17 protein-coding genes, 2 tRNA genes, 3 rRNA genes and 1 pseudogene are annotated in these 22,724 nt (G+C 41.7%); 15 read left to right on the top strand and 8 right to left on the bottom strand.

Annotated features, from left to right (window positions below):
* The first annotated feature begins 15 nt into the window (after window positions 1-15).
* Genes atpG through MKL36_RS18255 form a run of 3 tightly spaced genes read left to right on the top strand, consistent with a single transcriptional unit; the run spans window position 16 to window position 2,747 of the window.
* Window positions 16-885 carry a F0F1 ATP synthase subunit gamma gene (atpG, locus tag MKL36_RS18265; protein ID WP_001284971.1) on the top strand — a complete coding sequence of 290 codons (870 nt, stop codon included), beginning with the start codon at window positions 16-18 and terminating at the stop codon, window positions 883-885.
* 30 nt (window positions 886-915) lie between these two features.
* A complete protein-coding gene (gene atpD / locus MKL36_RS18260; protein WP_000094481.1) occupies window positions 916-2,310 on the top strand; it encodes a F0F1 ATP synthase subunit beta in 1,395 nt (464 codons plus the stop codon).
* Between the two features lie 17 nt (window positions 2,311-2,327).
* Window positions 2,328-2,747, top strand: coding sequence for a F0F1 ATP synthase subunit epsilon (locus MKL36_RS18255; RefSeq protein ID WP_000224542.1), 420 nt, complete (start codon window positions 2,328-2,330; stop codon window positions 2,745-2,747).
* 61 nt (window positions 2,748-2,808) lie between these two features.
* Here MKL36_RS18255 and MKL36_RS18250 read toward each other — a convergent pair whose 3' ends face one another.
* From MKL36_RS18250 to MKL36_RS18235, 4 genes are all read right to left on the bottom strand, one after another.
* Complete coding sequence (locus MKL36_RS18250) at window positions 2,809-3,408, bottom strand: hypothetical protein (protein WP_000757146.1); 600 nt, start codon at window positions 3,406-3,408, stop codon at window positions 2,809-2,811.
* A gap of 145 nt (window positions 3,409-3,553) precedes the next feature.
* Window positions 3,554-4,099: a glutathione peroxidase gene (locus MKL36_RS18245; RefSeq protein WP_000194676.1), complete on the bottom strand. Its 546-nt coding sequence runs from the start codon at window positions 4,097-4,099 to the stop codon at window positions 3,554-3,556.
* 122 nt (window positions 4,100-4,221) lie between these two features.
* On the bottom strand, window positions 4,222-4,986 hold the full coding sequence (locus MKL36_RS18240; RefSeq protein WP_000786954.1) for an AraC family transcriptional regulator: 765 nt from the start codon (window positions 4,984-4,986) through the stop codon (window positions 4,222-4,224).
* Window positions 4,987-5,007: 21 nt separating this feature from the next.
* On the bottom strand, window positions 5,008-6,222 hold the full coding sequence (locus MKL36_RS18235) for an MFS transporter (RefSeq protein WP_021510388.1): 1,215 nt from the start codon (window positions 6,220-6,222) through the stop codon (window positions 5,008-5,010).
* A 136-nt stretch (window positions 6,223-6,358) separates the two neighbouring features.
* Here MKL36_RS18235 and MKL36_RS18230 point away from each other — a divergent pair, with 136 nt between their 5' ends.
* Window positions 6,359-7,009 carry a TetR/AcrR family transcriptional regulator gene (locus MKL36_RS18230; RefSeq protein ID WP_001984979.1) on the top strand — a complete coding sequence of 217 codons (651 nt, stop codon included), beginning with the start codon at window positions 6,359-6,361 and terminating at the stop codon, window positions 7,007-7,009.
* A gap of 105 nt (window positions 7,010-7,114) precedes the next feature.
* Window positions 7,115-8,035: a DMT family transporter gene (locus tag MKL36_RS18225; RefSeq protein WP_000084546.1), complete on the top strand. Its 921-nt coding sequence runs from the start codon at window positions 7,115-7,117 to the stop codon at window positions 8,033-8,035.
* A 391-nt stretch (window positions 8,036-8,426) separates the two neighbouring features.
* On the opposite strand, the gene MKL36_RS18220 is transcribed toward MKL36_RS18225, so the two are convergent.
* Genes MKL36_RS18220 through MKL36_RS18210 form a run of 3 tightly spaced genes read right to left on the bottom strand, consistent with a single transcriptional unit; the run spans window position 8,427 to window position 11,352 of the window.
* Window positions 8,427-8,996 carry an L-threonylcarbamoyladenylate synthase gene (locus MKL36_RS18220; protein ID WP_002163332.1) on the bottom strand — a complete coding sequence of 190 codons (570 nt, stop codon included), beginning with the start codon at window positions 8,994-8,996 and terminating at the stop codon, window positions 8,427-8,429.
* A 50-nt stretch (window positions 8,997-9,046) separates the two neighbouring features.
* Window positions 9,047-10,177, bottom strand: a complete 1,131-nt coding sequence (dprA, locus tag MKL36_RS18215; RefSeq protein WP_031945473.1) for a DNA-processing protein DprA — start codon at window positions 10,175-10,177, stop codon at window positions 9,047-9,049.
* Window positions 10,178-10,197: 20 nt separating this feature from the next.
* Window positions 10,198-11,352 (bottom strand): LysM peptidoglycan-binding domain-containing protein, encoded by a 1,155-nt coding sequence (locus tag MKL36_RS18210; RefSeq protein ID WP_000755280.1) that lies wholly within the window; start codon window positions 11,350-11,352, stop codon window positions 10,198-10,200.
* 122 nt (window positions 11,353-11,474) lie between these two features.
* On the opposite strand from MKL36_RS18210, the gene def reads away from it, so the two are divergent.
* From def to MKL36_RS18190, 4 genes are all read left to right on the top strand, one after another.
* Window positions 11,475-12,005: a peptide deformylase gene (gene def, locus MKL36_RS18205; RefSeq protein WP_001196539.1), complete on the top strand. Its 531-nt coding sequence runs from the start codon at window positions 11,475-11,477 to the stop codon at window positions 12,003-12,005.
* Between the two features lie 36 nt (window positions 12,006-12,041).
* Window positions 12,042-12,470 carry a DUF2946 family protein gene (locus MKL36_RS18200; RefSeq protein ID WP_000231981.1) on the top strand — a complete coding sequence of 143 codons (429 nt, stop codon included), beginning with the start codon at window positions 12,042-12,044 and terminating at the stop codon, window positions 12,468-12,470.
* A gap of 72 nt (window positions 12,471-12,542) precedes the next feature.
* Entirely contained in the window at window positions 12,543-14,657 is a 2,115-nt protein-coding gene (locus MKL36_RS18195; RefSeq protein WP_021510390.1) for a TonB-dependent copper receptor, read from the top strand.
* 53 nt (window positions 14,658-14,710) lie between these two features.
* Window positions 14,711-14,917 (top strand): hypothetical protein, encoded by a 207-nt coding sequence (locus tag MKL36_RS18190; protein WP_021510391.1) that lies wholly within the window; start codon window positions 14,711-14,713, stop codon window positions 14,915-14,917.
* Window positions 14,918-14,986: 69 nt separating this feature from the next.
* Here MKL36_RS18190 and MKL36_RS18185 read toward each other — a convergent pair whose 3' ends face one another.
* Complete coding sequence (locus tag MKL36_RS18185) at window positions 14,987-16,201, bottom strand: oxygenase MpaB family protein (RefSeq protein WP_021510392.1); 1,215 nt, start codon at window positions 16,199-16,201, stop codon at window positions 14,987-14,989.
* A gap of 88 nt (window positions 16,202-16,289) precedes the next feature.
* Between MKL36_RS18185 and MKL36_RS18180 the strand changes: the two are divergent.
* From MKL36_RS18180 to rrf, 6 genes and pseudogenes are all read left to right on the top strand, one after another.
* Window positions 16,290-16,860, top strand: a pseudogene (locus tag MKL36_RS18180) (TetR/AcrR family transcriptional regulator).
* A gap of 520 nt (window positions 16,861-17,380) precedes the next feature.
* Window positions 17,381-18,917: ribosomal RNA gene (locus tag MKL36_RS18175) — 16S ribosomal RNA — on the top strand.
* Between the two features lie 59 nt (window positions 18,918-18,976).
* A tRNA-Ile gene (locus MKL36_RS18170) sits at window positions 18,977-19,053 on the top strand.
* A 55-nt stretch (window positions 19,054-19,108) separates the two neighbouring features.
* A tRNA-Ala gene (locus MKL36_RS18165) sits at window positions 19,109-19,184 on the top strand.
* A gap of 340 nt (window positions 19,185-19,524) precedes the next feature.
* Window positions 19,525-22,417: ribosomal RNA gene (locus MKL36_RS18160) — 23S ribosomal RNA — on the top strand.
* 184 nt (window positions 22,418-22,601) lie between these two features.
* A 5S ribosomal RNA gene (gene rrf / locus MKL36_RS18155) occupies window positions 22,602-22,716 on the top strand.
* The 16S, 23S and 5S rRNA genes sit together here with 2 tRNA genes alongside, the layout of an rRNA operon.
* Window positions 22,717-22,724 lie beyond the last annotated feature (8 nt).

The following is a 22,724-nucleotide window of genomic DNA, read 5'->3' as shown; positions in this document are numbered from 1 at the left end:
TACTAGGTTAAGCGTATGGCAAATTTAAAAGAAATTCGCGCCAAAGTAGCTAGTATCAAGAGCACGCAAAAGATTACTCGCGCGATGCAAATGGTAGCTGCTTCAAAAATGCGTCGTGCGCAAGAGCGCATGGCTCAGGGCCGTCCGTATGCCGATAATATGCGCCGTGTAATTGCTCACTTGGTACAAGCAAACCCTGAATACAAACACCGTTATATGGTGGACCGCCCAGTTAAGCGTGTTGGTTACATCATTGTATCTTCAGATCGCGGTTTGGCAGGTGGTTTGAACATTAACTTGTTCAAGAAAGTTGTGCAGCATGTCAAAGCACAACAAGAGCAGTCAATTGAAGTTCAATTTGCTTTGATTGGTCAAAAAGCGGTTTCGTTTTTTAAGAATTACGGCGGTAAAGTGCTGGGTGCAACCACTCAAATTGGTGATGCCCCTAGTTTGGAACAGTTAACTGGCTCAGTGCAAGTTATGCTTGATGCATTTGATAAAGGCGAATTAGATCGTATCTATCTCGTATCAAATGGTTTCGTCAATGCAATGACACAAAAGCCTAAAGTTGAGCAACTTGTTCCTTTAGCACCAGCAGAAGAAGGCGATGACCTCAACCGTACTTATGGTTGGGATTACATCTATGAACCAGAAGCAGAAGAATTGCTAAATGGTTTATTAGTTCGCTATATCGAGTCTATGGTTTATCAAGGTGTGATTGAAAACGTCGCATGTGAGCAATCTGCACGTATGGTCGCAATGAAAGCAGCGACAGATAACGCAGGTCAGCTTATCAAAGACTTACAACTCATCTATAACAAGCTGCGTCAAGCCGCGATTACTCAGGAAATCTCTGAGATCGTTGGTGGTGCCGCTGCCGTTTAACATTATTAAGTTTGAATTGAGGAGACAGCAATGAGTAGCGGTCGTATCATTCAGATCATCGGCGCGGTTATCGACGTCGAGTTTGAGCGCACAAGCGTTCCAAAGATCTATGACGCTCTCCAAGTTGACGGTACTGAAACTACTTTAGAAGTTCAGCAACAACTTGGTGATGGTGTTGTTCGTACCATCGCAATGGGTTCTACAGAAGGTCTTAAACGTGGTCTTACTGTAACTAGCACAAACGCACCGATCTCTGTTCCAGTTGGTACAGCCACTCTTGGCCGTATCATGGACGTTTTAGGTCGTCCTATCGATGAAGCAGGTCCTGTTGCGACTGAAGAACGTTTGCCGATTCACCGTCAAGCGCCTTCTTATGCTGAACAAGCAGCTTCTACTGACCTTTTAGAAACTGGTATTAAAGTAATTGACTTACTTTGCCCGTTTGCGAAAGGTGGTAAAGTTGGTTTATTCGGTGGTGCTGGTGTTGGTAAAACCGTTAACATGATGGAATTGATCAACAACATCGCGAAAGCACACTCAGGTTTATCTGTGTTTGCTGGTGTTGGTGAGCGTACTCGTGAAGGTAATGACTTCTATCACGAAATGAAAGATTCTAACGTTCTTGACAAAGTAGCAATGGTCTACGGTCAGATGAACGAGCCACCAGGTAACCGTTTACGCGTAGCGTTAACTGGTTTGACTATGGCTGAATACTTCCGTGATGAAAAAGACGAAAACGGTAAAGGTCGTGACGTATTATTATTCGTCGACAACATCTACCGTTATACACTTGCAGGTACTGAAGTATCAGCATTGTTAGGTCGTATGCCATCTGCGGTAGGTTACCAACCTACACTTGCAGAAGAAATGGGTGTTCTTCAAGAGCGTATTACATCTACTAAGTCTGGTTCGATCACTTCGATCCAAGCAGTATATGTACCTGCCGATGACTTAACAGACCCATCGCCTGCAACTACATTTGCTCACTTAGACGCAACAGTAGTATTGAGCCGTGACATCGCATCTTCTGGTATCTATCCAGCGATCGATCCACTTGACTCAACTTCACGTCAGTTAGACCCATTAGTTGTTGGTCAAGAGCACTATGAAATTGCGCGCGCAGTACAAAACGTATTGCAACGCTATAAAGAGCTTAAAGACATCATCGCAATCTTGGGTATGGATGAATTGGCAGAAGAAGATAAATTGGTTGTTTACCGTGCGCGTAAAATCCAACGTTTCTTCTCTCAACCATTCCACGTAGCTGAAGTATTTACTGGTGCTCCTGGTAAATTAGTACCACTTAAAGAAACGATTCGTGGCTTTAAAGGTCTATTAGCTGGTGAATACGATCACATCCCAGAACAAGCGTTCTATATGGTTGGTGGTATTGACGAAGTGATTGCTAAAGCTGAGAAACTCTAATTTAAGGAGATCATCTCATGGCGACTATGCAATGTGATGTCGTAAGTGTTAAAGAGTCAATTTACTCTGGCGCAGTGACGATGTTAATCGCGAAAGGTGCAGGTGGTGAACTTGGTATTTTGCCAGGGCATGCTCCACTTGTAACCTTGCTTCAACCGGGCCCGATTCGTGTTCTGTTGGAAAATGGTACAGAAGAAATCGTCTATGTATCTGGCGGTGTTTTAGAAGTTCAACCTCATGTTGTGACGGTTCTTGCAGATACTGCAATCCGTGCTGACAATTTGGATGAAGCTGCAATTTTAGAGGCACGTAAAAATGCTGAACAATTGCTTGCAAACCAAAAGAGTGATTTGGACTCAGCTGCTGCGTTGGCTGCCTTGGCAGAAACCGCTGCACAGCTTGAAACTATCCGTAAAATCAAAAACCGCGCTCAATAAGACGCGGTTCGAGATTGAAAAAGCCACCTTTCGGTGGCTTTTTTTATTGCTAAAAAGAAAATTAAGAATCAGTTTTTGAATCTGATTTTTCATCTCCTGCCATAATCATAGCAGCGAGCTTGACCATATCCATTTGGATGGTATTAAGTTGCTTTTCAATTTGATCAAAATTAATTTGCTCTAATTTCCCATTTAATAAAGGCATGCTTAAAGCTTGCTGGTTTGCCTGTAGTAGGCTTTGACGAATATTTTCAACTTCCTGACTTCTGATATCTAAACCAAGCAAAGTTTGGTTTAAACCTTCTAACTGTGCTTTCAAAGTCGTCACAGTTGTTTTTAGCTCATGCTGATCTTTATCTTGAATAGCTTGTTCAACGTCAAGTTGAGTGTCCTTGAGCTTTTCGATATAGTCACCAGCCTTTAACTGTAAGTTAGCGGCATCACGAACGATATAAAAAACATTACCATTTTTTAATTCAGTTTTATTTTGTGTAGCTGTGATTTCTTGTTGAGAGTCATCAGCTTGTTCTGATATTTGATCGTTAGTCTGAACGGATTCTTGTTCCTTTGCGTGGTCTTGTGCCTGATCACATCCAAGTAACAACATACCTGAAGCAAAAATCACAAATGGGAAAAATGCACCTTGTAAAACTTTTTTCATAACTACAAACAATACCAACTGAAGCAAGTAGGTACTATATGCATAAAATATGTAGAAATAAGGTATTGTTGCAAATGAACAACATTTTGAGTAGACAATAAAAAAGGAGTGCTATAGCACTCCTTTTATTAGTTTGATGCAAAAATTATTTAGCTAATTCTGCTTCAACTGCTTTTACAATTTGTTCATCGTCTGCTGTTAAGTTAGGTGCAAAACGCGCAACAACTTCACCGTTTTTATTTACTAGGAATTTCTCGAAGTTCCATAACACTTCAGGGGCAGGGTTAGTAGGAATACCTAAACCTTCTAAGCGCTCACGGAAAGGGCCTTCTCCAATACGTTCTGGTTGAGCTGTTGTTAGCGCTTGATAAAGTGGATGTTTATCTTCGCCAGCTACAGAGATTTTAGAGAAAAGTGGGAAATGAACATCGTAGTTTAATGAGCAGAACTGTTGAATTTCTTCATCCGAACCAGGCTCTTGTTCTTTAAAGTTGTTTGCAGGGAAGCCTAAGATTTCAAGACCTTGATCTTTCTTTGCTTGATACAGCTTTTCTAAACCTTCGTATTGTGGAGTTAAACCACATTTAGACGCTGTGTTTACGATTAATAAAACTTTCCCTTTATATTGGTCAAGGTCAACCGTTTCGCCTGAAATAGCTTTTACTGGAATATGATATACAGATTGAGTCATGAGTCTTTCCTGAAGATTGTAATTGATATCAAGTAACGCATTTGTTTTAACTGCTATTCTTGAGTAGTGCAATAATATTCGTGTTCAAAAAATAAAAAGATATACAAAAGCAGTTTTACTATCTAATTATTTCTAATTTGAACAGGTGTTTGGCCTGTATATCTTTTAAAAAATTCGATAAAACTTGAGCTGTGTTGATATCCTAAATCGTATGCTAGGCGTTTAATCGGTGTTCCTTGACGGATCTGATGAATAGCGTAAACAATTTTGGCTCGATTACGCCATTCGGATAGTGAAAGTTGTAGTTCTTGTTGGCTTAAGCGTAATAAATGACGATCACTGACAGAAAAGTTCTGAAGTAACTGCTGTAAAGAGAGATTAAAAAGTAATGGATCTGAAAGTTTTTCTAAAATTGGTAGTAAAACAGGATGCCGTGTTTGTGGTAAATAATGAGAATAGGCGGGTGCTTGTTGTAATTGATCGAATAAAACCTGTAAAAGATGTTCTAAATATTCAGGCTTTTCCGTTTGTTTTTGCTGTTCCAATATTTGTAAAACTAAGGTCCGAAAAAAGGGCTGAATACTAAAGCATCGGCAGATATCTCCTAAAATAGAGCAAAGCCGAGGGTGTAAACGAATGCAGATATAATGAATTTCATGATCGATATGGGTAGATTGATGAACCGTTTGAGGGGGAATCCAAAGCCCATAGCTTGGAGGAGACAAGTATATTTGCTCTTCTACCTGTATTTCTAAAATACCATTTAAACTAAAATTAAAATCTCCCCATAGTGAAGCATGAGGACGAACAATATCTTCTTTTTCGTATAGAAATTCATGAACTTCTATACTCTCTAATAAAGAAAATTGTTGGTCCTCATTTTTCATGGGTCTACTCTAAGTAATATTCTAATTTTCACATGTTGCTTTGGGATTGTTTAAACCTTTGGCTAAGGTAAATGTACTAATTAAAGCTAAGGCAACGAAGCTTAATACCCCATAAATTAAAGTATTTTCATTAAAATGATCAACTACATAACCACCTAATAATGATCCTGTAGCAATCATGACTTGGAACATACCAACAAAAAGCGGCATACCTTTTTCTACAGCATGAGGTGCGTGTACAAACATCCAAATATTGGCAGAGGTAGGGAATGCGCCAAATGCGAAGCCCCATAATGCAGTAAGGACAATGGCACCAAACTCATGGATAGCAAAGATTGGGAAGCCAAAGAATACAATGGCAAAACATGTTCCAACGAAAGCTAAGGTATACCGAACATTTAAATTACCACTGTACCCTGCAAATGCATTTCCAAAAATACCAGCTATTCCATAAAGCAATAATAATGAGCTAATAGTTGTCCCATTAAACCCGGCTACATTTTTAAAGAAAGGGGCTAAATAACTATATGCACAGAAGTGAGCAAGCCCAATTAATAAAACAATAAGCATGCCGCTACGTGCTTTAGGTGTGCGTAATAATGCAGGTAAATCACGAATATGTATTGCTGACTCTGGTAAAAGTTTTGGTAAGAAAATAAGCTGAAGCACTAATACAACAAGACCGATAGCAGCTGTAATTCCAAAGGCACTGCGCCACCCATAAAACTCACTTAACCATGTTCCAATCGGTACACCTAGTACAGTGGCGAAAGTTACACCAGCCATTACTACAGCAGTTGCTTTGGCAATAGGTAAATTTGCAGGTGCTAGCTTACCGCTTAAGGCAATTGCTGTTGCCCAGAAGCCACCAATTGAAATCCCTAAAATCAAACGGCTCAACAATAGAACATGAAAGTTTTCTGCAAAAGCCGTAATGGTATTGGCAATCACCATAATAGCAGTCAGTGAAATAAGCACATAACGGCGGTCGAGTTGCTTTACTGAAACGGGTAATAGTGGGGCTGCAATCGCTGCCATAATGCCGGGTACTGTAATAATAAGACCTGCTGTACCTACAGAAATGTGTAAATCGGCTGCAACGCTATTTAAGACACCAACAGGTAAAAATTCACTCGTTACCAAGGCAAAGGCTGCGATGGCAACAGCCAAAATAGCAAACCAGCTCCCTTGTGTGGAAGTCATGGGTCGTGCTTTAGAGGTAGTAGATTGGTCCATAAAGAAATCCTTACTTTGCTAAATTCGAAGTGAAGAAAGGCAAATTTATAATTAACTAACGATCATTATGAAAATAAAATAGTTGATAAAAAATTGAACGTCAATTAATTTAATAACGATTGTTATAAAAATAGATGTGATCTTTATGACAAATAGGCATGAAACAGATCTTGTTAATGAGGACACGTTAAAAAAGAAGCGTGGACGTCCTAAATGCTTTGATGAGCAGCAAGTGTTAGAGAAAGCTATGTTACTTTTTTGGGAACATGGCTATGAAGCCACCTCTATTAGTGATTTAACACATGCTTTAGAAATTACAGCGCCGAGCCTATATAGTGCTTTTGGCGATAAGGCAGGTTTGTTTTACAAAAGTATTGACTACTATCTCGCTCATGAAGCATGCCCTATTGAAACGATATTTTTAGAAGCAAAAACTGCAAAAATCGCTTTTGAGTTATATCTTTATGACAATGTAAAACGATTGGTTCAACCCAATAAGCCAGCAGGTTGTATGTTGGTAGTTGCTGCTATGAACTGTTCTGATGCCACACAAGAGGTACAGCAAAATCTTTTAGATAAGCGAATAAAGACCAAAGAAAAATTATTAAAACGTCTCGAACAAGGTGTAGAGCAGGGCGATTTGCCTACTAATGCCCCTCTACAAGAAATGACTGATTTTTATGCGACTGTTATTCAGGGGCTTACCATTCAGGCCAGAGATGGTGCAAGTACCGAACAATTACATAAAGTGGTAGAACATGCCATGAAAGCTTGGACATTATTTTAAAAAATAAATGATGTCTTAAGTTCAATATCAATGTCGGAAATACGATATTTCAATTTATTAAGACATTCTTCAAAATAAAGTCTCTTTTGTAGTTGGTGTATTACTATGAGTCAGGTCATGAAATATCACAAATGGGCATTTATTTTTCCCATTCTGGCAGTACTGATTTGGTCTTTAAATATTGTAGTCACCCGCTATGTCTCGGACTATATTTCTCCGGTAAGTATCAGCTTTTATCGGTGGTTAATCGCTTTTATTATTTTGACTCCATTTATGTTTTTGTCTGTTTGGAGACAAAGACGACTAGTAATACCCTATTTACCTAAGCTTGCTGTGTTAAGTGCATTTGGGATGGTGCTTTATCAAGGCTTGGCTTATACGGCTGCCCATTATACTAGTGCAACCAATATGGGGATTGTGAATGCATTTATTCCCATCTTTACGATCTTTGTTTCGCTTGCCATTTTAAAAGATGTGCCTAATCGCTTTGCAGTTTTTGGCAGTATTTTGTCTTTTGCTGGTCTGCTATACGTTATGTCCCAAGGAAATATTAATAAGCTTTTAAGTGGTGGCGGGCACCTTGGCGATGCATTGATGATTATTGCCGTATTCTTCTATGCATTTTATGGAGTTTTCTTAAAGAAATGGCAGCTCCCACTTCCAATTATGACAAGCTTATACGTTCAGATTGGGTTTTCCGTGCTGTTCCATCTTCCTTTAATTTTCTGGTTTGGTCTGGATGCCTTAAATGCACAAAATGCGCCAAGTGCAATTTATGCCGGTGTATTTGCTTCACTCATTGCGCCGCTAGTTTGGATGTTAGCCGTACAACAACTTGGGCCAAATAGAACCAGTATCTTTATGAATCTTGTGCCAGTGTTCACCGCCATTATTGCAAGTATCTGGTTATCTGAACAATGGACCATATATCACACCTTCGGCGGAATTATGATTCTGGTGGGCATTATCATGGCACAAAAGAAGGTTAATTCTAAAAAATCAGATCTTTTGCCAGAGCAAAATTAAGAATCATAAAAAAACTATGGCATATTTTTAAAAAAAGTGATGAAAATATGCCAGTTTTTTATCAATCTAAGCTTTTCTATATGATTTATAAATATATTTATGAAAAGATTGTGTAACATAAATATTAAAAAAGGCCAATAAAAATATTAATATAATTTTAATTCAACTGCTAAAAACGCCAAATTCCCTACACTTTTCATGCTTTTTTTAGAGAAATAATATATTTCTCACATTAAGACTCTTGCCACATAATAGCGACCACTACGAAAGATGCTCTTTTAAGCAATTTTTCTTTCGTTCCAGAGATATCCAAACCCTCTGGATGTGGTATATACCCATCCTTTTTTATGCTCAGTTATCCCTATATAACTGAGCTTTTTTTTGTCTGGAATTAAGGACGTATCACTTCACCAGTTAAGGCGTTAATGATGCGGCTTGGCTGTTGGCTTTGGCCTAAATCACCATTGAGATAGTTTAATTGTGAACCAAAGTATTGGCAGGCATCTTGTAAAGAATGTGCAGGTTCTTGTCCACTAGGGTTGGCACTCGTCGATACAATAAAACCATGAAAAGCATTGCATAAAGCGACACATAAAGGATGTGTCGTTACACGTACTGCAACAAGAGGATGCTCGCCTTTAATCCATGCGGGGATGTGTTGATCAGCAGGTAATAGCCAAGTTGTGGCTCTTTCTGATGGTTGATGGTTTGTCCAGCAATCAATAATTTCTTGCTGAGTAGTTTGCGGTAAGGAAGTTAGTAGATGTTCTACTTGACTAATATGGCCAGCCAATAAAATGACGCCCTTTTCAATAGGGCGCTGTTTCAATTCAAGAATTTTTTGAAAAGCTTGTTCATTAAATGGATCACAGCCTAGTCCCCAGACTGCCTCAGTTGGATATGCCAAAACTTGACCTTGTTGTAAACATTCGGCTGCTTCGGTCACTGAGGTCGTAATCATGGTAATTCTTTCCTTTCAATCAAACAGAATCGCTATTGTGCGCTCTAATACTAAGAACGACAACGTAAATACAGCCCTGATTGTTGCATACATAAACCGAGTAGTTCTAGTTCCATTAGTGAAGAGGTTAGTTCAGAAACTGGAATATTATGGTGAACTACAAGCTGGTCAATATTTTGTCCTACCCAGTCTAAAGACTGATAAAGGTCAATCAGATGCTCAGGAATTTCTGGAGTATTCGTATTAGCTTCTTCAGTTTGATTTTGTTGCTGACTTTGCCATTGGGTTGGTAAAGCAAGATCCTCAATAATCTGTTCAGGATGGTCGATTAAAATTGCACCTTCACGAATAAGTTGATGGCATCCTTGATGAAACTCGCTATAAATATGGCCCGGAATCGCGAATACGGTTTTACCTTGTTCAGCAGCTTTATTGGCCGTGATGAGTGAGCCACTTTTTAATGTCGCTTCTACCACCAAAACGCCTAAACTCAAACCGCTGACAATTCGGTTTCTACGTGGAAAATGCTGTTGTAATGGCGGTGTACCCGGTAAAAACTCAGTAATAATGGCGCCGTTTTGAGCCAAAATATGTTCTGCAAGTTTTTTATTTTGAGCTGGATAAGTAGTGTCTAAGCCCGTACCCGTCACTGCAATGGTACGTTGATGAGCAGATGCACCTTGATGAGCGGCTTCATCAATGCCATAAGCCAGACCACTACTAATGAAAAAGCCCTTTTCACTTAAGTAATAGGCAAAATCATAAGCGACCTGTCGTCCATGTGGGCTTGGTTTTCGGCTACCGACAATTGCAATTTGAGGTTGCAATAAAGCTTGCGCTTGACCTTTCCCAAAAATAATAGGTGGGTGATCTGTATAAGGAAGTAATTGAGTGGGATAGCTTGAGTCATCCGGCGTTAAAATAAAATCCGTATGTTGAACAACTTGTTGTACAAGTTGTTCAAACTGCGTCTGACCTTGGGGCGTTTGAAACTCGCTTACACGTTTTAAGTGATTAGCATGTAGCCCTAGAGAGGACCACTTTGCTAAACCCTCAGGTTGAGTGGCTTTTTCACAATTTCCAAAATAATCAATAATTTTTTTAAAGCTGACTAAAGAATGCTGCACCAAATACCACACTTTAAGTGTGTGGTAGTGGTGTGAAGAAAGTTGAGTGAGCATTGTAAAAGGTACATCCAGCATTAATCATTAAATTGAGGTGGCTGAATGCTTGAACCAACCTTAATTGGTAAATCGCTCTCTAAAACAAAAGCATAACTTAGCTGATCAAAAGTTCTAAAAACCATTAGACTGCCAATTTGTTGGCCAGGAAGTTGAATCACTTCTTTGGTTTTAGGGTCGCGAATTGATTCACCTTGTTGAGTAATATCAAAAACTTGACCTACTTGAATGCCCTGAGTTGTACCGCGATCCAAAGTCACTACACTATTTTTTGCAGCTCTACCAATTGAGCCCATGACACGAATAATCTTGCCACCATCCGTCACTTGCTTCGCATCTACTGGGTAAAATAATGTTGGCAAAGTAGCTTGCTCTTCAGGCATAACACGATCACCACGACGTACTTCAGCGTTATAACTATCTGTTAGTTCTAATGTAGTAATATCTTTTTCAGAAGATACCGCAACACCTGAAGCAACCTGTAGTAACTCAATCCCTAAACTATGCTTTTTACCTTTATTGTCTGTGAAATAGTAAGGTTCACCTTCTCGGTAGACTGCATAACGCTGCCCATTAATTAAGCCTTGTCCTCGTGCATAAATAGTCTGGCCTTTTCCTGCAAGTACGCGTTGATCGGCTGTACCAACAATATAAGGTGTGTTGGTAATTGAGTCGGCTGGTAAAATAGTACTGTTCTCTAACCACTGTTTAATATGTTCAAGTGGAATAACCGGAACGCTATTATTTAATGCTTCGACGCGAACTTGTGGTTGTAGGTTTGTGGTTTGACCTGTATAGCGGCGAATAATACCGACACAACCATCGCCCTCATCTTTACCGACTAAAGGACGCCCATCTAGGCTACATAATAGTAATCGGTCACCCGGATAGATCCAGTGTGGATTTTTAACATGTTGGTTGCTCGCCCAGATTTCAGGCCAACGCCATGGTTTATTTAGAAAATGTCCTGAAATATCCCATAAAGTATCCCCACGTTTTACAACATATACATTGGGTGCATTACTTTTAAGTGAGGGTGGATTATGGTTCGGACTGGTTGCATGAACCTCTGCTATCGTACCGATTGCGACACCTGTACAGAGCGCCAAGGCAAGTAAATGCTTCTTTATCCCCAAGGCATGAAAATTAACCATGCCGTTAAAAACCTTTTTCATTATGATAATTCCTAAAAATTATGTGTGCAGTTGCGTTATAATGGGCGGCTTACACACAATTTTTCGATGAAGTATTTCCTTCATTTGGTTTTTCAATCAATGGCATAAGTGAGGACGACAGTATGGCCTTATTACCTATTTTAAGTTTTCCTGATCCCCGTCTTCGTACCATTGCTAAGCCTGTTGAAGAAGTTACTGATGAAATTCGTCAACTTGCAGCAGATATGTTTGAAACCATGTATGCGGCACCAGGTATCGGTTTAGCAGCTTCTCAGGTCGATCGTCATATTCAGCTTATCGTCATGGATTTGTCTGAATCTAAAGATGAACCTATGGTTTTCATTAACCCCAAAGTAACTCCGCTGACTGAAGAGACGCAGCCGTACGAAGAAGGCTGTCTATCAGTGCCACAAATATACGACAAAGTTGATCGCCCGTCACGCGTGAAAATTGAGGCAATTAACCTTGAAGGTCAAGCATTTGAGATAGAAGCTGACGGACTTCTCGCTGTTTGTATCCAACATGAAATGGATCACTTAAATGGCAAATTGTTTGTGGATTATTTGTCGCCACTTAAGCGTCAGCGTGCGCGTGAAAAAGTCGAAAAAATTGTTCGCCAACGCGAACGTGAAAAAGTTGCGGTAAAACGTTAATATTTTTCAAACACCAATATAGTGTGGATGTGATTTTTGGTTTTTCGTAGTGGTTTGCTGCTTGCCTGTGCAGCAGTATTTTTACAGATTGCGGTATTTCTACAGCCGCTATTACCGAAGCAATATCAAATTGCTCCGGTCTGTGAAACTATTACCCGTGCTTTGCTTAAACCAAAAGCACAGACGGAAGCCATGTCACATGCCATGCACCATTCACATCACCAGCATCATATCGAACAGGCGCAAGTACCTGACCATCATGATCACCATGATGCAAACCATCAGTGTCAATATTGTACCGTTTATGCCAATTTGGTTTTACCACCTGAATTCGGCGTAAAAGAGGTGCTTGTTCGTATACAAGTTCGCTTAGTCGCGTATCAACAAGCTTTCCGGCATGTTTACTTTGCGCTACAGCGACTTTTCCTACTCCCGCAAGGACGTGCGCCGCCTCTATTTGCATAAATAAAAGCAATTTTTGTTGGGGTCTTAACTGACTTCGATATCACTTTATTTATGTTTTAGAGCGTATAAAAAATGCCACATTCTAAATTTTTACTACAACCTTTATGGGTTGCGATGCTTGCTGTCTCTCATTCGGGCCTAGTGTTTGCCGAATCAGAAAAAAATGATGCCGAAACCAACACACTTCATTCATTAGCACCTATTGTTGTTACAGCACAGCAAGGCAATGATGCAAATGGTCTGATCGTACACGCAGATCCAAAGCAACCGATTCAGCCAGTCCCTGCCACAGATGGCGCAGACTATCTGCAAAGTATTATGGGTTTTAATTCAATTCAAAGCGGTGGAACAAATGGTGATGTGACATTCCGAGGTATGTTTGGTTCACGTATTAAAATTCTAACGGATGGCACAGAGAACTTGGGTGCCTGCCCAAACCGAATGGATGCTCCAACTTCTTATATTTCACCAGAAAGTTATGACCGGATTTCTGTGATTAAGGGACCACAAACGGTTCAATATGCCAATACTGGTTCAGCTGCAACAGTTCTATTTGAACGTCAGCTTGAAAAGCTTACCTCTGAAAAACCTTATCGCGGTCAAGCGAGTGTCTTGCTAGGTTCATATGGGCGTATTGACCATAATATTGAAGCGGCTGTTGGCGATGAGAAAAAATATATCCGTTTAAATGCCAACCGTTCAGAATCGAATAGTTATCAAGATGGTGATGGCAATACCGTGCCATCAGCATGGAAAAAGTGGAATGCTGATGTAGCGCTTGGCTTTACTCCAGATGAAAACACGTGGGTCGAAATCACGGGTGGGAAATCTGATGGTGAATCGCTTTATGCTGGACGTTCAATGGATGGTTCTCAGTTTGCGCGTGAAAGTTTAGGGCTTCGTTTTGAAAAGAAAAATATCACTGATGTGATCAAGAAAATTGAAGGGCAGGTGAACTATAGCTATAACGACCATATTATGGATAACTTTAGCTTGCGTACACCACCATTAGTTGAAATGAATCATGGTGGTATGACCATGCTGATGCCAAATGCAATGGCCATGCAAGTGACACGCCGTACATTAAACTCACGTTTGGCAATGACTTCTGAATGGAACAAATGGAGTTTGATCACAGGCGTTGACTCTCAATTTAATAAACATGGTGGCAGCATGTCATCGCCAACAATGCCTTCTATGAATGTTCCATATCGTCAAGATATGCGTTTTCAATCATACGGCGCTTTTGGTGAACTTGGCTATCAATGGAACGATCAAAATAAGCTGGTTACAGGTGTACGTTTAGACCGAGTCACAGTTGAAGATGAACGTGCTGATTCTCAAGCAAAAGGCTTTAATACTAAACTTGAAAAGACTTTGCCAAGCGCATTTGTTCGCTGGGAAAATCAACATCCTGAGCATGACTTCAAAAGCTATATCGGTTTAGGTTATGTAGAGCGTATGCCTGATTATTGGGAACTTTTCTCGCCTAAACATGGTAATGCGGGTTCAACCAATACTTTTAACGGTGTGAATCCTGAGAAAACACTACAGTTGGATCTGGGTTTCCAGCAACAACATGGTGCTTTAAACACATGGGCTTCTGCCTATGCAGGCTTAGTAGATGACTACATATTAATGAGTTATCACCATCACCCAAGTATGGGAATGGATGGACATGATATGAGTCATGATATTACTGCGGGAGCCAAAAATGTCGATGCAACCATTGCTGGTGCAGAAGCGGGTATTGGGTACCAATTCACTGACCGTATTCAGGCAGATTTGAGTGTGATGTATGCGTGGGGCAAAAACACCACAGATGACAAACCTCTACCTCAAATTTCACCGTTAGAAGGTCGTTTAAATATTCGCTATGTGGCTGACAAATATAACTTAGGTCTGTTATGGCGAGCTGTTGCTGAGCAAAACCGTGTGAGTCTACATCAAGGTAATATCGTAGGATATGACTTAAAACCAAGTAAAGGTTTCTCGACTCTTTCTCTAAACGGAAGTTACAACCTTCGTAAAGATATCGATGTCTCTGTTGGCATTGATAATGTATTAGATAAGACCTATACCGAACACTTAAATAAAGCGGGTAGTGCAGGCTTTGGATTTGCGAGCGAAGAGCAGTTTAACAATATCGGAAGAAATTACTGGGTTCGTATGAGTATGAAGTTTTAATAAGCTTTAGCGAATTAAAGAACTGAAATTATTAATTTAATGAGAGAAATGAAATGACTAATAAATTATCGCCTGAACAGTCTTGGTGGGGATGGAAGTTACTTATTGTGGCTTCTATCTTGAGTGTATTGTTTATGATTATTTTTTACTTGGCCATCAACAATGAGCCTGACTACATGCCAAGTCAAAAAAAGAAGCAGATGATGGAGTCACATGAGCAAATGAATCACGCTGAAATGCATAGTTCATCAACTCAATAAGGTTCTTAATAGTTGAAAATGGAAGTCTGGATAACGGGCTTCCATTTTTTGCTTTTTTAGATTCCAGAATTATTGATGCATACTTGCTAAGGTTTTTGCCTTACCTTGATTCTGATAAAGCGTTAAGCCAAGTTTTTGTATATTACGGCCTGATTTAGATAAAAACTTTTCAACTTTTGGTGAAAGCTTTGCGCCATTATAAAGTAGTAAATTACGCACAATTAAATAATAAGCAAACCATGAGGCAGATTGCTGAGGCAATCCGAGTAGTTTCATTCTTTTCTTACCAATAAAAAATTGGGTAAGTTCTAAATGTTGTCGATAAGCAAGTTTCTGCTGTAAAGAGCGTAAATGCAGATATTTTCTCTCAAAAGGTTCTTTCGACAAGCTCAATCCTAATTCAATACTGCTGTGATCGGAGCGAGGATGAGCAAACTGCATCCAGTAAAGTAACCTCCAACCCTCAGGTTCAGACTGAATAAGCCATTTTTCATCAATACCCATTAACCAACCAACATAACGCCAGAAATGTAAAAAACTCTTTGCCTCTTGTTTTGTTGGCCATATACCTAAAGCTCTAATACCGAGTAAAACGACACTGCTAAAAGCCAAATTAGTCATTGCTAAATCAAATTGATTAAGAGGAATTCCCCAAACCTCACTATCCCAACGGTCAGACTTTTTTAATTGCCGACGAACGAGTGCATGAATAAAGCGAACATAAATCGTTGACGTAAAACCTGCACTCAAACGAGAAAGCCCTTGGGGTTCAGTAATATCCACCCACCATTTTGTGGTTTCTGCTAAACGTGTTCCCGCTTCTTTCTTTAATGCACCCGTTAAAATTAGGGGTTGATTAAATCCCGGATATAAATATCCCGCCATTAAGGATAAATCTCTAAGAATAAAACCATTATTTATTCCTAAACGATGGGTAAATTTAACAGCCTCATCGATTTGGCGCTGATCTAACCATTCAGGCTTTTGTTCAATGTAATTAAAGAAATTCTCTAACTCAGTAGGTATAGGCTCAGAGAGTTCATCACGGCCTTGAAATAATATCTTCTCAAAAATTATTCGGTGATCTTTGGGATTTTGCATAACCCAATCAATCACCTTGTCCATTTCAGCATCCCCTTCATAAAGGGCATGTTGTAAAGACACATATTCCGTATAGCTTGGTTGTACCGGTTTTTCACAACAGATATTTAAAAACTGAGTAAAGAAATTACTGTCTTGCATATCATTAAAAGAAGCAAGTCGAGTCGGGCTAATCATTTGCATATCGTTACTTACTTATTGAACTGAACAATAAATAGGCTAATATGAATAATTATTCGCATTCAATTCGCATTTAACGAATAAAAAAACGATGAGAAAAGCCCCACAGCAACAGCGTTCAAAAATTATTGTTGACCATATTTTAGAGGCGACACAGCAGTGTATCGCTCAATATGGATTACTACATACGACGACGCCTAAAATTGCAGAAAAATCTGGAGTCAGTGTAGGGTCGATTTACCAATACTTTGAGAATAAAGATCAAATCATAGAAGAACTATTGCGCCGTAAAAGCGAATTATTGGGGCAACAACTTAAAGAATTAGTTATACAGCAAGAAAACATTCCTTTAGAGCTGCTCATTCCCTTAGCAATAGAGTTGGGATTTAATGCATTAAAAGCCGATCATGGATTTTTTATAGAAGTGCTGAAACACTGGCATGACTATAGTCATTCGCAAGCTGCTCAGATTTTAGAAAAGCATTTTTTTGAAGTAGGGCTATATACATTCAGTAGAAATCCTCATCAATGGGACTTCGAACAGGTGAAGCATAAGTCCTTTGTAATTATTAATAGTACGCTTTTTACGATGATGCGTTATGTAAGCCAAAACAATTTTCTTATCTCAGAACAACAACTTAAGCGAGAATTATCGAGCATGATACTGGCTTATTTAAGTCAAAAATAAAAAATTAAAATAATTATCAATATAAAACAAAGGCTTAATATTGGTATTGATTTAAAAATAAACGCTCGAGTCATTAAATTTTAATTTTCGCTTGCAAAGGGAGAGAGATGGTCTATAATGCACATCCATCGGCGGTGATGCAGATAGAAACTTGTTGAAAAACAGTTACTTGTGATTAGATTGATTGCTTTAAGTGATGAATTTGATGATGAGATGGTTTAGAGAATGAGTTTTAAAAAATATCGAAATTACCTGTTGACTTTTAAGAGATTAAGAGTAATATAGCCGACCTAGCTTGCTGGTGACGAACCAGTAAGAAGATCATTAAGAGAATTGAAGAACAACTTGTGTGGATTTTTACTGATTGATTAATCGAAATAATTTTCATTGATTGATTGGTTTAAATTACTCGAAGTTTATTTGAGCGAAATTTAAGTCAGTAATTGATGAGCCAGAATTGGCACCTTGTCTATAAATAAGGTGCAAAATGATTTTAACTGAAGAGTTTGATCATGGCTCAGATTGAACGCTGGCGGCAGGCTTAACACATGCAAGTCGAGCGGGGGAAGGTAGCTTGCTACTGGACCTAGCGGCGGACGGGTGAGTAATGCTTAGGAATCTGCCTATTAGTGGGGGACAACATCTCGAAAGGGATGCTAATACCGCATACGTCCTACGGGAGAAAGCAGGGGATCTTCGGACCTTGCGCTAATAGATGAGCCTAAGTCGGATTAGCTAGTTGGTGGGGTAAAGGCCTACCAAGGCGACGATCTGTAGCGGGTCTGAGAGGATGATCCGCCACACTGGGACTGAGACACGGCCCAGACTCCTACGGGAGGCAGCAGTGGGGAATATTGGACAATGGGGGGAACCCTGATCCAGCCATGCCGCGTGTGTGAAGAAGGCCTTATGGTTGTAAAGCACTTTAAGCGAGGAGGAGGCTACTCTAGTTAATACCTAGGGATAGTGGACGTTACTCGCAGAATAAGCACCGGCTAACTCTGTGCCAGCAGCCGCGGTAATACAGAGGGTGCGAGCGTTAATCGGATTTACTGGGCGTAAAGCGTGCGTAGGCGGCTTATTAAGTCGGATGTGAAATCCCCGAGCTTAACTTGGGAATTGCATTCGATACTGGTGAGCTAGAGTATGGGAGAGGATGGTAGAATTCCAGGTGTAGCGGTGAAATGCGTAGAGATCTGGAGGAATACCGATGGCGAAGGCAGCCATCTGGCCTAATACTGACGCTGAGGTACGAAAGCATGGGGAGCAAACAGGATTAGATACCCTGGTAGTCCATGCCGTAAACGATGTCTACTAGCCGTTGGGGCCTTTGAGGCTTTAGTGGCGCAGCTAACGCGATAAGTAGACCGCCTGGGGAGTACGGTCGCAAGACTAAAACTCAAATGAATTGACGGGGGCCCGCACAAGCGGTGGAGCATGTGGTTTAATTCGATGCAACGCGAAGAACCTTACCTGGCCTTGACATACTAGAAACTTTCCAGAGATGGATTGGTGCCTTCGGGAATCTAGATACAGGTGCTGCATGGCTGTCGTCAGCTCGTGTCGTGAGATGTTGGGTTAAGTCCCGCAACGAGCGCAACCCTTTTCCTTACTTGCCAGCATTTCGGATGGGAACTTTAAGGATACTGCCAGTGACAAACTGGAGGAAGGCGGGGACGACGTCAAGTCATCATGGCCCTTACGGCCAGGGCTACACACGTGCTACAATGGTCGGTACAAAGGGTTGCTACACAGCGATGTGATGCTAATCTCAAAAAGCCGATCGTAGTCCGGATTGGAGTCTGCAACTCGACTCCATGAAGTCGGAATCGCTAGTAATCGCGGATCAGAATGCCGCGGTGAATACGTTCCCGGGCCTTGTACACACCGCCCGTCACACCATGGGAGTTTGTTGCACCAGAAGTAGCTAGCCTAACTGCAAAGAGGGCGGTTACCACGGTGTGGCCGATGACTGGGGTGAAGTCGTAACAAGGTAGCCGTAGGGGAACCTGCGGCTGGATCACCTCCTTAACGAAAGATTGACGATTGGTAAGAATCCACAACAAGTTGTTCTTCATAGATGTATCTGAGGGTCTGTAGCTCAGTTGGTTAGAGCACACGCTTGATAAGCGTGGGGTCACAAGTTCAAGTCTTGTCAGACCCACCATGACTTTGACTGGTTGAAGTTATAGATAAAAGATACATGATTGATGATGTAAGCTGGGGACTTAGCTTAGTTGGTAGAGCGCCTGCTTTGCACGCAGGAGGTCAGGAGTTCGACTCTCCTAGTCTCCACCAGAACTTAAGATAAGTTCGGATTACAGAAATTAGTAAATAAAGATTGAGATCTTGGTTTATTAACTTCTGTGATTTCATTATCACGGTAATTAGTGTGATCTGACGAAGACACATTAACTCATTAACAGATTGGCAAAATTGAGTCTGAAATAAATTGTTCACTCAAGAGTTTAGGTTAAGCAATTAATCTAGATGAATTGAGAACTAGCAAATTAACTGAATCAAGCGTTTTGGTATGTGAATTTAGATTGAAGCTGTACGGTGCTTAAGTGCACAGTGCTCTAAACTGAAATGTTGAAGTTACTAACTTGTAGGTAACATCGACTGTTTGGGGTTGTATAGTCAAGTAATTAAGTGCATGTGGTGGATGCCTTGGCAGTCAGAGGCGATGAAAGACGTGATAGCCTGCGAAAAGCTCCGGGGAGGCGGCAAATATCCTTTGATCCGGAGATGTCTGAATGGGGGAACCCACCTACTTTAAGGTAGGTATTGCAACATGAATACATAGTGTTGCAAGGCGAACGAGGGGAAGTGAAACATCTCAGTACCCTTAGGAAAAGAAATCAATTGAGATTCCCTCAGTAGCGGCGAGCGAACGGGGATCAGCCCATTAAGTTATGTGTGTTTTAGTGGAACGCTCTGGGAAGTGCGAACGTAGAGGGTGATATTCCCGTACACGAAAGGGCACACATAATGATGACGAGTAGGGCGAGGCACGTGAAACCTTGTCTGAATATGGGGGGACCATCCTCCAAGGCTAAATACTCCTGACTGACCGATAGTGAACCAGTACCGTGAGGGAAAGGCGAAAAGAACCCCTGTGAGGGGAGTGAAATAGATCCTGAAACCGCATGCATACAAGCAGTGGGAGCACCTTCGTGGTGTGACTGCGTACCTTTTGTATAATGGGTCAGCGACTTATATTCAGTAGCGAGGTTAACCGTATAGGGGAGCCGTAGAGAAATCGAGTCTTAATAGGGCGTTTAGTTGCTGGGTATAGACCCGAAACCAGGCGATCTATCCATGAGCAGGTTGAAGGTTGGGTAACACTAACTGGAGGACCGAACCCACTGTCGTTGAAAAGCCAGGGGATGACTTGTGGATAGGGGTGAAAGGCTAATCAAGCCTGGTGATAGCTGGTTCTCCCCGAAAGCTATTTAGGTAGCGCCTCGGACGAATACCATAGGGGGTAGAGCACTGTTTCGGCTAGGGGGTCATCCCGACTTACCAAACCGATGCAAACTCCGAATACCTATGAGTACTATCCGGGAGACAGACTGCGGGTGCTAACGTCCGTAGTCAAGAGGAAAACAATCCAGACCGCCAGCTAAGGCCCCAAAATCATAGTTAAGTGGGAAACGATGTGGGAAGGCATAGACAGCTAGGAGGTTGGCTTAGAAGCAGCCACCCTTTAAAGAAAGCGTAATAGCTCACTAGTCGAGTCGGCCTGCGCGGAAGATGTAACGGGGCTAAAACTATGTGCCGAAGCTGCGGATGTATACTTTGTATACGTGGTAGGGGAGCGTTCTGTAAGCCGATGAAGGTGTGTTGAGAAGCATGCTGGAGGTATCAGAAGTGCGAATGCTGACGTGAGTAACGACAAAACGGGTGAAAAACCCGTTCGCCGAAAGACCAAGGGTTCCAGTCCAACGTTAATCGGGGCTGGGTGAGTCGACCCCTAAGGCGAGGCCGAAAGGCGTAGTCGATGGGAAAATGGTTAATATTCCATTACTTCTGTGTAATGCGATGAGAGGACGGAGAAGGCTAAATCAGCCTGGCGTTGGTTGTCCAGGTGAAAGGATGTAGGCATGTATCTTAGGCAAATCCGGGGTACTCTATGCTGAGATCTGATAGCAAGCTGTACTTGTACAGCGAAGTGGTTGATGCCATGCTTCCAGGAAAAGTCTCTAAGCTTCAGTTACACAGGAATCGTACCCGAAACCGACACAGGTGGTCAGGTCGAGTAGACCAAGGCGCTTGAGAGAACTCTGCTGAAGGAACTAGGCAAAATGGTACCGTAACTTCGGGAGAAGGTACGCTGTTGTTGGTGATGGAACTCGCTTCCTGAGCTGACGACAGCCGCAGAAACCAGGCCGCTGCAACTGTTTATTAAAAACATAGCACTCTGCAAACACGAAAGTGGACGTATAGGGTGTGATGCCTGCCCGGTGCTGGAAGGTTAATTGATGGGGTTAGCGTAAGCGAAGCTCTTGATCGAAGCCCCAGTAAACGGCGGCCGTAACTATAACGGTCCTAAGGTAGCGAAATTCCTTGTCGGGTAAGTTCCGACCTGCACGAATGGCATAATGATGGCGGCGCTGTCTCCAGCAGAGGCTCAGTGAAATCGAAATCGCTGTGAAGATGCAGTGTACCCGCGGCTAGACGGAAAGACCCCGTGAACCTTTACTGCAGCTTGACACTGAACTTTGACCTTACTTGTGTAGGATAGGTGGGAGGCTTTGAAGCTGGAACGCTAGTTCCAGTGGAGCCGTCCTTGAAATACCACCCTGGTAATGTTGAGGTTCTAACTCTGTCCCGTGATCCGGGACGAGGACCGTGTCTGGTGGGTAGTTTGACTGGGGCGGTCTCCTCCTAAAGAGTAACGGAGGAGTACGAAGGTGCGCTCAGCGTGGTCGGAAATCACGCGTAGAGTATAAAGGCAAAAGCGCGCTTAACTGCGAGACCCACAAGTCGAGCAGGTACGAAAGTAGGTCTTAGTGATCCGGTGGTTCTGTATGGAAGGGCCATCGCTCAACGGATAAAAGGTACTCTGGGGATAACAGGCTGATACCGCCCAAGAGTTCATATCGACGGCGGTGTTTGGCACCTCGATGTCGGCTCATCTCATCCTGGGGCTGAAGCAGGTCCCAAGGGTATGGCTGTTCGCCATTTAAAGAGGTACGCGAGCTGGGTTTAGAACGTCGTGAGACAGTTCGGTCCCTATCTACCGTGGGCGCTGGAAATTTGAGAGGATCTGCTCCTAGTACGAGAGGACCAGAGTGGACGAACCTCTGGTGTACCGGTTGTGACGCCAGTCGCATCGCCGGGTAGCTATGTTCGGAAGGGATAACCGCTGAAAGCATCTAAGCGGGAAGCCTACCTCAAGATAAGATTTCCCTAGGACTTTATGTCCTCTAAAGAGCCGTTCGAGACTAGGACGTTGATAGGTTGGATGTGGAAGCATAGTGATATGTGAAGCTGACCAATACTAATTGCTCGTGAGGCTTGACTATACAACACCCAAGCAGTTGTATATGAAGCATCAATCGATTCTTAAATATGCAAGACAACTTGATTTAGTTATACCTCTAGCTAAAATGAACAAGTAAAGTAAGATTCAATCAGCCCAGTCTGTTACAGATTTGGAAAACGCTTCGGCATCAAATAAGACCCAAGCAAGTATCCATAAACAGTTGTGCTGGCGACCATAGCAAGAGTGAACCACCTGATCCCTTCCCGAACTCAGAAGTGAAACCTCTTAGCGCTGATGGTAGTGTGGGATTACCCATGTGAGAGTAAGTCATCGCCAGCTCATTATTC

The organism is Acinetobacter sp. AOR12_HL, from assembly GCF_027855275.1.
Classification (GTDB): domain Bacteria; phylum Pseudomonadota; class Gammaproteobacteria; order Pseudomonadales; family Moraxellaceae; genus Acinetobacter; species Acinetobacter baumannii.
This window is presented reverse-complemented; position numbering and strand designations above follow the sequence as displayed.